The sequence below is a fragment of the Rugamonas fusca genome (assembly GCF_014042365.1).
GTDB lineage: Bacteria > Pseudomonadota > Gammaproteobacteria > Burkholderiales > Burkholderiaceae_D > Rugamonas > Rugamonas fusca.
The window spans coordinates 211,203-226,850 of sequence record NZ_JACEZS010000006.1; the positions used below are offsets into that span (position 1 = coordinate 211,203).

Consider the following 15,648-nt stretch of genomic DNA (forward strand, 5'->3'; position numbering starts at 1 on the left):
TGGCGCCGTTTTTCAAGATCTTGAAACCCCCGCCGCACGCCGTATATGGGACTCAGCGGTCGCCCAGCAGGGGACCGCTCCCTTATATCGCTTAACTTGAAAAGGATATCCACCATGCGTACTTTCGACCTGACTCCCCTGTATCGTTCCGCCATTGGCTTCGACCGTCTGGCCCAGTTGCTCAACGACGCACAGCGTGGCGACAGCCAGCCCAGCTATCCTCCCTACAACATCGAGCTGGTGTCGGAAGACAAGTACCGAATCGTGATGGCCCTGGCCGGTTTTGACCGCGCCGAGATCGACATCACGGCCGAACGCGACACCCTGCATATCGTGGGCCGCAAGCAGCGCGACGGCGTCGAGCGCACCTATCTGCACCGTGGCATCGCGGCGCGCGACTTCGAGCAGCGCTTCCAGCTGGCCAACCACGTCAAGGTGACCGGCGCCGCGTTCGAGAACGGCATGCTGACCATCGAGCTGGTGCGTGAAGTGCCAGAGGCGCACAAACCCCGCAAGATCGTCATCGGCGGCGACAACGTGACCTCGCTGGAGCAGCCGCGCCAGGCCGCCTGACGAGGCCGGGGCACGGCGCTCCGTGCCCCTTCCACAATTTGCAGCAAGACCCTGGCCGGCTCGTCCGGCCAGCGCCGTTGGTGCCGCCGCCGGCCTGCATGGCCGCAACGGATGGTGCTCAAGGTTAAGCGGCGCCTAAGTCTTGTGCTCCATATTGGATACGTCAACAACCTCATTCAATTCAGGAGTGCCGCAATGTCTCAACCTACTCTGTTCGGATCGATGACCGTCAAGCGTCTTACCCTGGCACTGGCCGCCGCGGGCGTGCTTGCCGCGGGAGGTGCCATCGCTGTTCATCAAAGCAATGCCGTGGCCGCCGCCGCGCCCGGCCTGACCGTGGCGTCCACCGCCGCGCCCATGGGCGCCACTCCCGTGGCCGCGCCCGTCATGACGCTGCCGGACTTCAGCGTGATCGCCGCCCACAACGGGCCGGCCGTGGTCAATATCAGCGTCACCGGCAGCACCAGGACGGCCGTGGACATGGGTGACCAGGCCAGCCGCCGTGGTGGCGACCCGTTCGGTGACGACCCGTTCTTCGAATTCTTCCGCCGCTTCCAGGGCCAGCAGCGCGGCATGCGCGAAGTGCCCACCCATGGCGTCGGCTCCGGCTTCATCATCAGCCCGGATGGCGTGATCCTCACCAACGCCCACGTGGTGCGCGATGCGAGCGAAGTGAGCGTGAAGCTGACGGACCGCCGCGAATTTCGCGCCAAGGTGCTCGGCTCTGATCCCAAGACCGACGTGGCGGTGCTGAAGATCGACGCCAGGAACCTGCCCGTGGTGCCGCTGGCCAAGACCAATGACTTGAAAGTGGGCGAATGGGTGCTGGCCATCGGTTCGCCGTATGGCCTGGAGAGCACGGTGACGGCCGGCGTGGTCAGCGCCAAGGGCCGCTCGCTGCCCGACGGTAACGTGCCCTTCATCCAGACCGATGTGGCCGTCAACCCCGGCAACTCGGGTGGCCCGCTGTTTAATACGCGCGGCGAAGTGGTGGGCATCAACTCGCAGATCTACAGCCAGACGGGCGGCTACCAGGGCCTGTCGTTCGCCATTCCGATCGACGTGGCCAACAAGGTCAAGGACCAGATCGTCTCGACCGGCAAGGTGGTGCACGCCAAGCTGGGCGTGACGGTGCAGGAAGTGAACCAGGGCTTCGCCGACTCGTTCGGCCTGCCCACGCCGGAAGGCGCGCTGGTGTCGAACGTGGAGCGCGGCAGCGCGGCCGAGAAGGCCGGCATCAAGCCCGGTGACGTGATCCGCAAGCTCAATGGCCAGACCGTGGTCAGCTCGGGCGACCTGCCCGCCATCGTGGGCCTGTCCACGCCGGGCGACAAGGTGACGCTGCAAGTCTGGCGCCAGGGTAAGGCCGTGGACTTGACGGCCACCCTGGCCAACGCCGCCGACAAGACGGCCGACGCCGACCAGCCCACCCATGGCGCCAGCGGCAAGCTGAAACTGGGCCTGGCCCTGCGTCCGCTGGACCCGCAGGAAAGGCGTGAAGCGGGCGTGGCCGGTGGCCTGGTGATCGAGGACGCCGGCGGCGCGGCCGCCAACGCGGGCGTGCAGCCGGGCGACGTGTTGTTGTCGGTGAACGGCAAACCCGTCAACAGCATCGAGCAGGTGCGCGAGGTGGTGGCCAAGTCCGACAAGTCGGTGGCCTTGCTGATCCAGCGCGGGGATGAGAAGATCTTCATTCCCGTGCGACTGGGCTGATTCCGCCACCGGCGGGGCGCGACAACAAAAACAGAAAGGACAAACATGCGGCTTCTGCTGGTGGAAGACGACACGATGATCGGCGAAGTGGTGCTCGACCTGCTGCGGGCCGAGCACTACGCCGTCGACTGGGTCAAGGATGGCGACATGGCCGACACGGCCCTGCAAACCCAGACCTACGACCTGGTGCTGCTGGACCTGGGCCTGCCGCGCAAGGATGGCCTGGAAGTGCTGCGCTCCATGCGCGCGCGCAAGGAGCTCACGCCGGTGCTGGTGGCCACGGCGCGCGACGCCAAGGAACAGCGCATCGCCGGCCTGGACGCCGGTGCCGACGACTACGTGCTCAAGCCCTACGACCTGGACGAGCTGCTGGCCCGCATCCGCGCGCTGCTGCGCCGTTCGGCCGGCCGGGCCGAACCCGTGTTCGAGCACAAGGGCGTGACGGTCAACCCGCAAACGCGCGAAGTGACGGTGGAAGGCAAACTGGTGAACCTGTCGGCCCGCGAATGGGCCGTGCTGGAAGCCTTGATCGCCCGCCCCGGCATCGTGCTGTCGCGCCACCAGCTGGAGGAAAAGCTGTACAGCTGGAAGGATGAAGTCAACAGCAACGCGGTGGAAGTCTACATCCACGGCTTGCGCAAGAAACTGGGCAGCGAACTGATACAGAACGTGCGCGGCCTCGGTTACATGGTGCCCAAGGAATGAAGGTGAAAGTGCCGCGCGTCCCCGTCACGCACTCGCTGCGCGGCCGCCTGCTGTGGTTCCTGCTGGCGGCCATCACCATGGCGGCCGTGGCCCAGGCCATGATCGCCTACCGCAGCGCGCTGTACGACGCCGACCAGATCTTCGACTACCACATGCAGCAGATGGCGCTGTCGCTGCGATCGAGCGCACCGCTGGCCAACAGCGTCGGTGCGCCCAACAACGATCCCGACAACGACGACCTGGTGGTGCAGGTGTGGACCCCGGACGGCGTGCAGCTGTTCCGCTCCCAGTCGCACGCCGACCTGCCGCAGCGCGCCGTGCTGGGCTTTTCCAACGTACGCGCCAACGGCACCACCTACCGCATCTTCTCCGTGGCCACCAGCAACCAGACGGTGCAGGTGGCGCAGGACATGGCCGTGCGCCAGCGCATGGCCGGCACGCTGGCGCTGCGCACGGTGGGGCCGATCGCCGTCATGGCGCCGATGCTGATGCTGGTGGTGTGGTGGGTAGTGAGCGGCTCGCTGGCGCCGGTGGCGCGGGTGCGGCGGCAAGTGGCGGCGCGCCGGGCCGACGATTTGTCGCCCGTGTCCGACGCCGACCTGCCGGACGAAGTGCGGCCGCTGGTGCAGGAACTGAACCTGCTGTTTGGCCGCGTGAAGACGGCGTTCGACGCCCAGCAGCACTTCGTGGCCGATGCCGCGCATGAACTGCGCTCACCGCTGGCCGCGCTCAAGCTGCAGGTCCTGAGCCTGGAGCGGGCCGCCGACGACAGCGCCCGCGCCGTGGCCGTGGGCCGGCTCACGGCCGGCATCGAACGGGCCACGCGCCTGGTGGAACAATTGCTGGTGCTGGCGCGCCAGGAAGCGGACGACAGCAAGCTGGCGCCACTGGACCTGACGGAACTGGCGCGCCGCACGCTGGGCGACGTGGCCGGCCTGGCGCAGGCGCGCCAGATCGACCTGGGCCTGCACCACGCGGACCAGGTGAGCGTGGCGGGCCATCCGGACGCGCTGGTCATCCTGCTGCGTAACCTGGTGGACAACGCCATCAAGTACACCCCGGCCGGTGGCACGGTGGACGTGGAACTGCGGCGCGCCGGCAACGGCGCCGTCACGTTGTGCGTGGACGACAGTGGCCCCGGCATCTCGCCCGAGGAACGCGAGCGCGTATTTGACCGCTTCTACCGCGTGCCCGGCGCCAGCGCCGGTGGCAGTGGCCTGGGGCTGGCCATCATCAAGGCCATCGCCGAACGGCACGGCGCCACGCTGGCGCTGGAACAGTCCGAGCGCCTGGGCGGGTTGCGGGTGCGGATAGAATTTCCTGCGGCCTGAGTTGCCGCTCCGGCTAGAATGTCGCTTTTGATACGCGACATGCGGCGGAGCGGCGAATGAAGAAAATCGGATTTTCCGGGACCCTGGACCCGATCACCAACGGCCACATGTGGGTGATCGGCGAAGCGCGTTCGCTGGCGGACGAGGTGGTGGTGTTCCTGTCCGAGAATCCGGCCAAGAAGCCCAAGTTCACCGCCGAGGAGCGCAAGAGCATCATCGCCCTGAGCTGCGCCGAGCAGGGCTGGGACAACGTGCAGGTGGTGATCGTCAAGGGCGACTACACGGCGCGCGCGGCCAAGAAGCACGGCGCCGACTGCCTGATCCGCGGCATCCGCACCACCGCCGATTTCGACTACGAAAACCTGATCCAGCAAACCAACGTCGACGTGCTGCAAGGCGCCAAGACCATCTTCGTGATGCCGCCGCGCGACCTCGGCTCCGTCAGTTCCAGTTTCGTCAAGGCGCTGGAAGGGCCGATAGGCTGGAACTGGATCATGAAAAAATTCGTGCCCGGTCCGGCCTACCACGCCTGGGTGCTGAGCTGGTTGCGCAAGGAGTGGGAGGCGCTGTGGGACTACGCGCACGCGGACGCGCCGTCCATCGCGCACGCCGACCAGTGGTTCGTGCGCCTGACGGGCAGCACGGCCTACGGCGGTCCTGCGCGCCACTATCACAACCTGGACCACCTGGTGCATGGCCTGTGCGAGATCCGCGTGTGGGCCGCCAACACCCAGCCCGACCCGCGCGATGTGGACATCATCAAGCAGGCGTTCTGGTTCCATGACGCCGAATATGGCGCCGTGCATGGCGACGTGTCGAACGAGGAAGCGAGCGTGCAGCTATGGCTGGGCAGCAGCCTGTGTCACGACATGGGCGACGCGGCCGAACTGATACGGGCCACCGACCACTTCCAGGAAGCGGCCATCGAGCATCGTCTGAAGGACATCATGCTCAGCGTGGACCTGGCCATCCTGGGGCAGGACGAGGAGGTGTACCAGAACTATGCGCGCGGCATCCGCCAGGAATACATCCACCTGACGGAGGCGAAATACCGCGAACAGCGCGGCGGCGCGCTGGCCCATCTGCGGCGCAAGGCGGAGCAGGGGCGCTTGTTCGGCAATGCGTATTTCGCCGACCAGTACAATGAGCGGGCGATCGAGAATATGACGCGGGAATTGAGGCAACTTGGGGGCTGAGGTGGACTGCTGTGCCAAGCGCCGCCTGTATAGCTATCGCCACTTCGACCAACTCGATAAACAGTATTTCCTCATCGATGGCAGCGACTCCCGGCTTGCAGCTTACGGCTTGTGATCGACCGGCTTGTAGGTCGTTCCATCGTAAACGTCGCTGGTCAGGCGACCATCTTGCTTTCGTACTCGCACGTTAAACAGACGTGGCCCGGTTTCAGGTGTGCCGCCGCAGTTTTGCGTGTGCCGTTCGCGCACAGTGATTTCGAAGTAGGACGACTTCTCAATCGCGACGATGGTTCCGCATTCATCTTTCACCGTCGTTAAGGCGAACTTGTGTATGGCTTCTGCGGCGAGCCTTGTTGCTTCATCAGCGGTTCTTACTTGTCCGGCAAATGCCACTGTCGACACAAAAAGAACAAGTGCAGGCAACCAGTGAAATGGCTTCATGGCATATTCAATTGCTTGTCGTTAAGCAGTGGCGCGATGTGCGAACGAATGATTGACTTTAACTTCTTTGCATACAACGGGTCGGTCGCATAGCCATGCCTGGCAACGGTCTCGGCGAATTTTTCTGGATCGCTGCGAGAGGCCAAAGCGGTCGGATATTTCTTCTGTATCAGAGATGCGTAATCGGCGGCCGCCTCACCATAGCCCTTGTAGGCACGAAATTCATCGATTTCGCTGATTCGTTTTCCGGATAGCGTGACCTCATGTGTGGAAAATTTCGTCGACCGTCCTGATGCGGATTTGCCCTTTATCCCAAAGTAAGCGTTGCCCTTGACCGTTCTGCCCCAATTGCTTTCAAGCGCGGACTGCGCAAGTACGACTTCGGCTGGGATGCCAGTACGAGCAGCGACAATTTTCGCGTCGTAGACGTGTAGCGCTACAAAGTGGGCGACGTAAGCTGGCTGTCGCTTGGGGTAGCGGGTATGCGTGTGCGTTTGAGCAAGCGTGTGTCCGTGCCTTGACATGATTGATCTCCATTCCAGTTTTGCTGGCCTGGATCAGCATCGCATCGACGCGAATTGCTGACGTTGACGGGGCACAGAAGGAATGACATGACGCGGGGGGCGGCGTAACCGGATGGCTGAGGTGAGCAGGACCTGGCAGGCGCGTGCGTTACAAAGCACGTATTTTTACGCCCCCGAAGTCATGTACAGTGGCTTAATTATTGATTGAGCAATAAATGGGGAAAATCATGGATACCTCTATCACGACCGAAGTGATTATCACCGCCCCCGTCGCCACGGTCTGGGACGCATTCACCACGCCTGCCGACATCAAGCGGTGGAGCGCGCTGTCCGACGAGTCACAGGCGACAGAATGCACTGTCAATTTGCGCGAGGGAGGGAAATTTCATCTGCGCATGAAGTCTCAGGGGGAGGACCCCGGTTCAAATTTCGAAGGAACAATTACAAAGCTGGTTCCTCACAGTCTGCTGGAGCTCTCGCTTGGTGACCGCACGGCTTCCGTGCAGTTCGAGAGGTTGGGGGAGAATGTGGGCGTCACTGTCGTGTTTAATGCCGAGTCGGAAGACTCCATCGCAGATGAGCAACAACTGTCGCTCATGATATTGCAGAACTTCGCGCGTTACGTTCAACACGACAATTAAGCTGCCGGCCCGTTTCGCCTGTTATCAGTCACGTTGCCCGCCGCGGCGAATCGCGCGGGCCATATGGCGGTGCTCAGAAGCGGTTCCAGTTGTTATGCCGATGCTCGGCCGCCTCCTTGAGCAGGTGGGCGGCGCGTAGTTCGTCCCTGGCGCTGAGCGCATCGCCCGTTTGTACCGCCATCGCCAGTTCCTGAATGGCGGGCGGGTATTCATGTTCAGCCGCTTCCTCCAGTAACTGGCGGGCGTGCGCTTCATTCCGCTCCACGCCACGGCCCTCGCGGTACGCGTTCGACAGCAGGAACATGGCGTGCGCGTTCCCCAGGTCGCTGGACACGCTCAGCCACCGGGCGCCTTGCGCCTGATCCGCGCCGACCCCTTCGCCGTTATTGAACAGCATCCCGAGCATCAGCGCCGCCCGGGCGTGCTTTTGCTGTGCCGCTTGCCGATACCATGGAATCGCCTGATCCGGCGCGGCCGCGATGCCGGGCGCGCCGTTGCGCAGCATCTGCGCCAATTGGAACGCCGCTTCCGTATCGCCCGCGCGGGCGGCCTGCATGAACAGGCGCTGCGCTTCGGCGCGCTGGTCCGGGCGCGCCAGGTACAGCAGCCCCAGTTCGCGCTGGGCCACGGGCACCTGCCGTTGCGCCCAATCGCGCAAGCGGCTTTCGGCCACCACGTCGCCTTGCTGGGCGGCGCGCATGGACATGCTCTCGATCTGCGCCGCTGCCGGCACGGGTTTGCTCAGCTGGCACGCCGACAGCGCCAGCGTCAGCGCCAGCGTGGACAGGGACAGGTAAGCGGCGCGGCCGCCGTTTGCCTTGCGGGTGTGGTGGTTCATGGCTGGTTCAGTATTCGTCGTTGAACGAAGAGCCAGACCGCTCGCGCGGGCGCGAGGGTCTGACTCTGGTCGATGCGCGGGTTGCTTACTTGCTCAAGTCCACCGCATACTTGGCGAAGCCGTTCGCATCCTGCGCGCCTTCCGCCACGATGTTCTTGATGCCGCTGCTTTGCGCCAGCGCCAGGTGGCCCGGCGCCGAACGCAGGATCACCGGACCGGCCGTCGTCACCTTCACAAAACTCCAGCTGCGCGCACTGCCGTTGTTGGCCAGCGTGACCTTGCCGCCAGCCTGGCCTTGCGCGATCAGGTAGTTGCTGACCACGGCCTGGTTCGCGTCCGGCGACTTGATGATGGTCTTGCTGCCGTCGATGCCGGGCACGTTGCCGCCGCCGCCGGCGCGGTAGTCGTTGGTGGCGACGATGAAGTCATCGGTGTCGGCCACCGCCTTGCCCATGTACGTCAGGTTGGCGATGCGGCTGCCCACCGGCTTGGTCACGTCGATCTGGTAGGTGAGGGCGTTGTTCTCGGCGTAGAACACGTCGTAGTTGTAGATGGTGCCGTAGCTCGGTACCAGGTCCTGTTCCGTGGTCTTGGCGGGATCGATCTGGCCAAACTGCCTGGCGGCCGTCTCCAGCCATGCCTTCAGGTCGGAACCCTTGATCTTCACGGCCTGCAGGTTGTTATTGCTGTACAGGTAAAGGTCGCCCGGATTGCGCACTTGCAGGCCCACCGGCGCGGCCGCGCTGGCGCCCGGCGCCACGTCGGTGAAGTCGGAGGCGCCGTTGCGGCCCGCCTTGAACGGCGCGCTGCACGAGATCACGGGGATGTTCTTGTAGCTGGCGATGGTGGCGTCGGTGCTGGCGGCGATGAATTTTTTCACGTAGTCGATCTGCGCCTGGTTCACCAGCTGGATCGCGCTCACGTCGCCGGCCAGTGCGAAGTAGGCCGACATTTCGAAGTCGGTCGCCACGCCCAGCGGCTGCTTGGCGTAGGCGATGGTGGCCGCGTGTTCGGCCGCCACCAGCGGCGCGATGGCCGGATCGGCTTTCACCACGGTGCTGCCATCGGTGTACTTGAAGCCGCGCGATTCGACCGTCGTCTTGGTGGGCTGCACCACCCATTTGCCACCCTGGCGGGCCAGCGTCATCTTGATGATGCCCAGGCGACGGCCCCAGCTCTGCGCCATCACGGTTGGCACGCCGTTCACGAAGCCGTTGATGGCATCGACGTTGGCGCTGGCGGGAATGGCGGCGAACGAGGCGTCCAGCGCCGGCGCGCCCGTCTCTTTACCCTTGGGGAAAACCAGGTGCGAGTGGCCGATCATCAGCGCGTCGATGCCGGTGGTGCTCAGGTGGTAGCTGCCGTTTTCCATTTTCGGGCTGTAGGGGCTGGTGTCGAGGCCACCGTGCGACAGGGCCACCACCAGGTCGGCGCCCTTGTTGCGCAGTTCCGGCAGGTACTGCTTGGCCGCTTCCTGCACGCCCGTCACGGCCACTTTGCCGGCCAGGTTCTTCTGGTCCCATTCCAGGATTTGCGGTGGCACGAAGCTCATGATGCCGATGTTCAGCTTGACGGTCAGCTTGCTGCCGTCCGGCGCCACGGCTGCGAAGTCGCGCGGCAGCAGGGCATACGGCGGCAGGATGGGCTTCTGGCTGGTCACGCCCGTCACGTTGGTCAGCACCAGCGGGAAGGTGGGCGCGCCGCAGTTGCCGGCCGGCTTGCTCACGCCGGGGATGCCGAAGTCGGTGTTGGTGATCTGGCTCAGGAACGGCAGGCCGTAGTTGAATTCGTGGTTGCCCATGCCGCCGCCGTCGTACTTGAGGGCGTTCATGGCCTTGTGGATGGCCAGCGTGTCGGAGCAGGCCACGGGCTTGGCCACGGCCTGCAGGTCGGCCAGCAGCGTGCCTTGAATGACGTCGCCATCGTCGAGCAGCACGTTGTTGGGGTTTTCCGCGCGCGCGGCCTGCACCAGGGTGGAGGTGCGCTCCAGGCCCAGGCTGGTGTCGTCGGCCAGCGCGTAGTAGTTGTAGCTCATCACGTTCGAGTGCAGGTCGGTTGTCTCCAGCAGCGCCAGGGTGACGGTGGTGCCGTCCGGGATCGCCGGGACGGTGGGGCCGACGGGGGAGGTGGCGCTGTTGTCCGGCGTCGAGGAGCCGCCGCATGCCACCAAACCGGCTGCGGTCAGGGCAGCCAACAGGACCAGATTCGTTTTCATCGTTACCTCGCAGGGATAGAAAGCTGGCGACTTTAACTAGCCGAAATGACAAGGTGATGACAGTGGCAAAACTCACTTGCAAGACACAATCCGGCGCGCCGGGCTGTGGCTCGCGGGGCCTGCTCGTTGGCGCGATTTAACAATGCTCCTGTCATGTTCGATCAATACCGGCGCCCGTACCTTGCTTAGTCTGGTCGCTGCGTTCCGGGGCCAGCCCGCCGGCGCGCATGGCAGCGCGCCTTTCCTATAACAAGCCAATAATGGAGACAAAGGCATGAAATTATCGAAGCGATGGGCTGCCCTGGGCAGCGCGCTGGCGCTGACGGCGGCGCTGCCGGCGATGGCCGGCAACACGGGCGTCGCGTTTGTGCACGGCACCGGACACCAGACCGACGCCGCCACCAACTACTGGACCTGGGACATGATCAACTCGGTGCGCCAGGGGCTGCCCAACCCCAACCTGTACGTCGTGATCAACTGCGATTTCGACCAGTACATGTGGACGGCGCCCGCCGTGGGCTGCCTGGCCGACCAGCTGTATCCCTTCATCGTCAACAACAACATCACCGACCTGGTGGTGGAGACGCACTCGAACGGCGGCAACGTGCTGCGCTGGATGATGTCCAACCCCACGCAGGACAGCCGCTACCCCACCATCATCAACGCCATCCGCTGGGCCAACGCGCTGGCGCCCTCGTCGCTGGGCACGCCGCTGGCCGATGCGGCCATCAGCGGCAACATCTTTGAGAACGCCGTCGGCTGGCTGCTGGGCTACCAGACGGACGCCGTGCGCCAGCAGCAGACCAGCTGGATGGCCAGCTACAACGCGGCCTGGCTGTATGGCACGCCGGGCCGGCCGGCCCTGCCCAAGGGCTTCTACAACGTGGTGGGCACGGACGTGCACAGCAACCCGTTCGCCAGCGACAGCTACTGCGGCGGCTACACGCTGAACCTGGGGCTGGAGATCACCCAGGCCTGGCTCGACAGCTGCTCCGATGGCTTCCTCAACTGCACCAGCCAGCAGGGGGCCGGCAGCCACTGGTTCTCCGACAAGGACCGCACCGATGGCGCCGAGACGCTGTCGCACAACCAGAGCCGGCGCCAGTGCTTCGGCCTGGACGTCATCCTGCGCAACGACCTGTGAACGCCGAGGAAACCACCATATGAACCGCACCAAGAAACTGAAAACCATCCTGCTGAACCTGTCGGCCCTGGCCGCCGTGGCCGCCGCCAGTGGCAGCGCCGGCGCCGCGCCGCGCGAACTGCTGCCCGAACAGGCGGGCGATTTGTCGCCAGCGGCCGTGCTGGCGCCCACCACCGCCGCCGCCGCGCCCTCGCTGGCCGGCGCGCCCCAGCCATCGCATGAGGCGGTGGCCTTGAGCTGGGCCTCCACCGACGCCGTGGCGCCGCTGCCCGCGCCGCACCTGGCGCAAAGCCGCCAGTCCTACGTCAGCGTGACGGGCGCCCAACTGGCGGCCGGCGTGCCGCTGCATACCACCTCGCCGCGCGCGCTGGTGCGGGTGCAGGCGCTGGACGCGGCCAGCCCGCGCGAAGCGCTGGCCATCCATCCGCTGTCGATGACGCTGACCGACAGCGCCGGCAAGCGCTACGAAGCGGGCGCCGGCATGGAGCAACTGGTGACGGACGATAAGCTGATCAAGGCCGAGCTGCCGTTCGCGCCCGGCACCTCCGCATTCCGGCTGCACCCATCGCTGGGCAAGGGCACGTTCAAGCTGAGCGCGGACGGCGTGTCGGGCCAGCAGCGCTACCTGGTCAACGTGGTCGAACCGGACAGCCCCTACACGCTGACCATGCAGGCCGGCGCCACGCACTACCTGCACGGCCAGACCTTGACGCTGCAGGCCGATTTGCGCGAAGGCGACGCCAACGCGCCCACCCGTCATCCCGTGAGCAAGCTGACGGGCGTGGTGGTGTCGCCGGCCGGACGCCAGTTCCCCGTCACCTTCCAGCCCGGCGCGGGCGGGCGCCTGCGCGCCACCCTGGCGCTGGACGCCAACGAAGCGCCCGCGCCCGGCCTGTGGGAAGTGCGCGCCGAAGCGCAGGCGACGGTCCAGGGGCAGGCCGTGCAACGCTCGCTGCGGCTGGCGTTCCCGGTGGCCATGCCGGTGGCGAAGCTGGACCGCAATGTGACGCTGGTGGACGGCGCTGGCGGCGTGCGCCTGGACGTGGGCGTGCAGACGGCGGCGGCTGGACGCTATGAAGTGCGCGGCCTGCTGTACGGGACCGTCAACGGCGCGCTGGCGCCGCTCGGTGTGGCCGATGCGGCGCAGTGGCTGGAAGCGGGCGGCGGCAACATCGCGCTGACGTTCGCACCGGAGTTGATCGCCGGCGCCAGCGGCCCGTTCGAGCTGCGTGACCTGTTCCTGCTGGACCAGGGGCGCATGGGCGTGTTGCAGCACCAGCAGCGTGCGCTGGTGCTCAGCGAGGATGAGGTGGTGCGGGCCGGCGGCCGCGCCGCGCGCGCGGGCACGCTGGCGCAGGCGGCGCCACGCGTGAAGCGCGCGCCGGACGCGCAGACGGGCGCCAGCCGCTAACGGCGCACGTGGTTGTGTTACGTCCCCGATTTCAATTGGGGACGTGACACACTCAGTAGGCCCAGTAAGGTCCGTTGCCCGCCGTGGCGCTGCTGCCTTCGAACACGACGAACACGCGGCGGCCGTAGAAGAACGGCAGGCCCCAGTCGAAGCCATTGCTGATCGAGACGCTGCCGCGGTTGTCGACCGTGCCGCCGATGGAGGCGGCCGTGATGCTGTTCGACAGGCCGTCCATGTTGACCACGATGAAGCTGACGGCGCCGGCGTTGCTGCCGTCGTACGAGGCGTTGGTCGCCGTCAGGCTCAAGGTGCCCAGCGGGCAGTAGAAGCCGCTGCTGGTGGTGCAGCCGGGGATGCTGGTGTCGGCGAAGAAGTAGGCGTTCGAGCCGCTGTCGATGAAGCTGGCGCTGTAGGTCTTGCCCTTGTACGTCGTGTTGAAGTCCCCCGTGCTGCTGTCGGCGCGGTAGATGCTCTCGCCGCTGATGGCGTTGTTGGCCTGGGTGCCCACACCGAACACGAGGGTGCCGTTGATCGAGGTGGCGCCGTTCGCGCTCACGGCCGGCAGCACCAGCAGCACGCCGTTGTTATTGGCGGCGAACGAGGCCACCGGGTTGCTCACCTGGCGCGCCAGCGCCATGGTGCTGGCCGTGCAGCCGGCCGGCGTGCACGCGTAGTACATGCCGCCGGCCGTGGAGCGCGTGCAGCCGGCGCCGCAGTCCTGCTTGAACAGGCCCACGCCCAGGATGCCCTTGGCGCCCAGCGCCGACAGCGTGCCCAGGTTGTTGCCGCTGCTGGTGCAATCGGCGGGCACGGTGGCGAAGCTGGCCGCGCTGTCGCCGATCACCTGGATCGAGATGCCGGACGCCGTCTCGTCCCCCAGCTTGACATCGGCCTGGCGCACGGCGCCCCATGTGTAACCGCTGACGAATTTGCTGCATTCGCCCGCGCTGGCGCCGGACGCCGTCGTCACCTGCGGCAGCGCCAGCGCGGGATCGAGCGGCGCCAGCAGGCGCAGGCCGTAGGAGCCCGTGTCGACCAGCACGTGGTCGATGGTCTGGCACACGCTGGTGCCGGGACGGCAGACGGTCACGTTCACATAGGGGATGTTGATGGCGCCGCCGGCGCCGGCCGGGCCGTTATCGATCAGCAGCGCGGTGCTGTTGTTGCCGCCGGAGCCGGCGGCCACGGTGAGGGTGGCGCTGCCGGTGGCGCTGCCGCCGTCGCCGCTGCAACTGAGCGCGTATTGATACGTGCCCGCCGCCGTGGGCGCCACGGCCACGGCGCCGCTGGTGGCCTTGCTGCCGCTCCAGGCGCCACTGGCCGTGCAGGCCGTGGCGTTGGTGGCCGACCAGTTCAGCTGCGCGCTCTGGCCGCTGCTCACGCTGGCCGGGGTGAGCGCCAGGCTCACCGTCGGCTGCAGCGGCGCCGGGTTGACCGTCACATTGGTGGTGTTGGATACGCCGCTGCAGGTGATGGTGTAGCTGGCCGTGCCCACGGCCGATGGCGTGACGGCGTCCGTGCCGCTGGTGGGCAGGGTGCCGCTCCACGCGCCGGACGCGGTGCAGTCGTTGCTGGTGGTGTTGGTGGCGCTCCACGTCACGCTGACCACCTGGCCCAGCGTGACGGTGCTGGGCGAGGCGCTGATGCTGACCACGGCCGGCGTGGGGGCGGGCGTGGGCGTGGGCGTGACCGGCGCGGCGCTGGTGCCGCCGCCCCCGCCACCGCAGGCGGCCAGCGCCAGGGCGCAGCCGGCGGCGGCCAGCATGGCGGCGGCGCGCGCGCGCCACGACAGCGCGCGCACCAGTGGACTCGTTGGTGTCGTCATCGCGCTTCCTTATTCGATGCTGTCGGGGCTGAAACCGGCGGGCAGTTCGCCCGGTATCCAGGCGCGGCCGCTGAAGGCGCGCATGTGGCCGTTCGCAATGATCACCACGTCGGGCCGCTCGACCGCCAGTTGCGAGTGGCCGGCCTTGGGCCGCTGGGCGGCGGCGCCCGTCATGGTGCCGAAATGCTGGCCCAGCAGGGTGCGCAGGTCGGGCAGGAAGGGGCCGTTCCAGCTGACGGCGAACACGGCGCCGGCCGGGTTCACGTATTCGCGCACCACGGTGCCGCTATCGAGGGTGGTGGTGCTCACGGTCCAGGCGGCGGGCGCGCCGGCGGCGGCCAGGCTGCGCGCCGTGAGCCGGGCTGGCGTGGCGCCGAAATGGGAAGGGGCCCCGCCCAGGGCGGCGTAGGCGTAGCCGCAGGCCAGCAATGGCCACAGCGACAGGAATAAAGGTAGCAGGGTACGGCGCATGAGAACTCCAGGTATTCCAGGGGGCCGGGGTACGACACGACCCCGACATGCGCCGAGTGTATGACGGCCCGGTGTTGCCTTGAGTTAGGAAGATGTAAGCAAATGTTACTAAAAAAATCGGGGACGGACTCCTATTTTCCCTGGCGGGAAAATAGGAGTCCGTCCCCGATTTTGGGGCCGTTCGCGGTTCAGCTTAGAACTTGACCCACAGGCGGCCGAAGTAGGAAGCGCCGTTCAGGCCGAACTGCACGCTGTCGTACTTGAAGCCGTTGTCGGTTTCGTTCGGATCTTGCGCGGTCGGCTTGACGTTGAAGATGTTGGTGCCGCCGAAGGTGAACTTGGTGTTCTTGTTGATGGTGTAGGTGAACGCCAGGTCGGCCGAGGTCTTGGCTTCGTAGTGGGCGTTGGGCACGCCGGCGGCCGTGCCGTCGAAGGTGCCCAGCGTCTGCGGGCCGTAGTGGATCACTTTCAGGTCCGTGTCCAGCGCGCCGGTCACGTAGTCGAAGCCCAGCGTGAACTTGGAGCGCGGGCCGCCCTGTTCGATGAACAGGCGCTCGCGCTCGGACAGCAGCACGTCCTCATAACCCTTGAGCGAGGCGGGGGCGTGGATGCCCGTCACT

At 66.2% G+C, this 15,648-nt stretch carries 14 protein-coding genes and 1 pseudogene; 8 read left to right on the plus strand and 7 right to left on the minus strand.

What is annotated here, in order from left to right; translation table 11 throughout:
• Positions 1-114: 114 nt before the first annotated feature.
• The 5 genes from H3H36_RS09550 to coaD all read left to right on the plus strand — a co-directional run bounded on the left by H3H36_RS09550 (position 115) and on the right by coaD (position 5,518).
• Complete coding sequence (locus H3H36_RS09550; protein WP_182216682.1) at positions 115-573, plus strand: Hsp20 family protein; 459 nt, start codon at positions 115-117, stop codon at positions 571-573.
• A gap of 195 nt (positions 574-768) precedes the next feature.
• Entirely contained in the window at positions 769-2,286 is a 1,518-nt protein-coding gene (locus H3H36_RS09555; protein ID WP_182216684.1) for a DegQ family serine endoprotease, read from the plus strand.
• A 45-nt stretch (positions 2,287-2,331) separates the two neighbouring features.
• Positions 2,332-2,991 (plus strand): response regulator, encoded by a 660-nt coding sequence (locus tag H3H36_RS09560; protein WP_182152158.1) that lies wholly within the window; start codon positions 2,332-2,334, stop codon positions 2,989-2,991.
• A complete protein-coding gene (locus tag H3H36_RS09565) occupies positions 2,988-4,322 on the plus strand; it encodes an ATP-binding protein (protein WP_182216686.1) in 1,335 nt (444 codons plus the stop codon). Before H3H36_RS09560 ends, H3H36_RS09565 begins: the two co-directional genes overlap by 4 nt.
• A 56-nt stretch (positions 4,323-4,378) precedes the next feature.
• Complete coding sequence (gene coaD / locus H3H36_RS09570; RefSeq protein ID WP_182216688.1) at positions 4,379-5,518, plus strand: pantetheine-phosphate adenylyltransferase; 1,140 nt, start codon at positions 4,379-4,381, stop codon at positions 5,516-5,518.
• 102 nt (positions 5,519-5,620) lie between these two features.
• Here the strand turns inward: coaD and H3H36_RS09575 are convergent, their stop codons facing one another.
• Together H3H36_RS09575 and H3H36_RS09580 are read right to left on the minus strand one after the other, a co-directional pair.
• Positions 5,621-5,959: a hypothetical protein gene (locus H3H36_RS09575; RefSeq protein ID WP_182216690.1), complete on the minus strand. Its 339-nt coding sequence runs from the start codon at positions 5,957-5,959 to the stop codon at positions 5,621-5,623.
• Positions 5,956-6,483, minus strand: coding sequence for a glycoside hydrolase family 73 protein (locus tag H3H36_RS09580; protein WP_182216693.1), 528 nt, complete (start codon positions 6,481-6,483; stop codon positions 5,956-5,958). Before H3H36_RS09580 ends, H3H36_RS09575 begins: the two co-directional genes overlap by 4 nt.
• Positions 6,484-6,710: 227 nt before the next feature.
• Between H3H36_RS09580 and H3H36_RS09585 the strand changes: the two genes are divergently transcribed.
• Complete coding sequence (locus H3H36_RS09585; protein ID WP_182216695.1) at positions 6,711-7,124, plus strand: SRPBCC domain-containing protein; 414 nt, start codon at positions 6,711-6,713, stop codon at positions 7,122-7,124.
• Positions 7,125-7,197: 73 nt separating this feature from the next.
• Here H3H36_RS09585 and H3H36_RS09590 read toward each other — a convergent pair whose 3' ends face one another.
• Complete coding sequence (locus H3H36_RS09590; protein ID WP_182216698.1) at positions 7,198-7,962, minus strand: tetratricopeptide repeat protein; 765 nt, start codon at positions 7,960-7,962, stop codon at positions 7,198-7,200.
• A gap of 85 nt (positions 7,963-8,047) precedes the next feature.
• On the minus strand, positions 8,048-10,177 hold the full coding sequence (locus tag H3H36_RS09595; protein ID WP_182216700.1) for a bifunctional 2',3'-cyclic-nucleotide 2'-phosphodiesterase/3'-nucleotidase: 2,130 nt from the start codon (positions 10,175-10,177) through the stop codon (positions 8,048-8,050).
• Positions 10,178-10,451: 274 nt separating this feature from the next.
• Between H3H36_RS09595 and H3H36_RS09600 the strand changes: the two genes are divergently transcribed.
• Entirely contained in the window at positions 10,452-11,321 is an 870-nt protein-coding gene (locus H3H36_RS09600; protein ID WP_182216702.1) for a hypothetical protein, read from the plus strand.
• A 19-nt stretch (positions 11,322-11,340) separates the two neighbouring features.
• Complete coding sequence (locus tag H3H36_RS09605) at positions 11,341-12,732, plus strand: DUF4785 domain-containing protein (protein WP_182216704.1); 1,392 nt, start codon at positions 11,341-11,343, stop codon at positions 12,730-12,732.
• A 52-nt stretch (positions 12,733-12,784) separates the two neighbouring features.
• Here H3H36_RS09605 and H3H36_RS09610 read toward each other — a convergent pair whose 3' ends face one another.
• The 3 genes and pseudogenes from H3H36_RS09610 to H3H36_RS09620 all read right to left on the minus strand — a co-directional run.
• Entirely contained in the window at positions 12,785-14,557 is a 1,773-nt protein-coding gene (locus H3H36_RS09610; protein ID WP_229219828.1) for a DUF3443 domain-containing protein, read from the minus strand.
• Positions 14,558-14,566: 9 nt separating this feature from the next.
• A complete protein-coding gene (locus H3H36_RS09615; protein WP_182216706.1) occupies positions 14,567-15,028 on the minus strand; it encodes a DUF2844 domain-containing protein in 462 nt (153 codons plus the stop codon).
• Positions 15,029-15,221: 193 nt separating this feature from the next.
• A pseudogene (locus H3H36_RS09620) lies at positions 15,222-15,648 on the minus strand (TonB-dependent receptor); the annotation flags it as partial.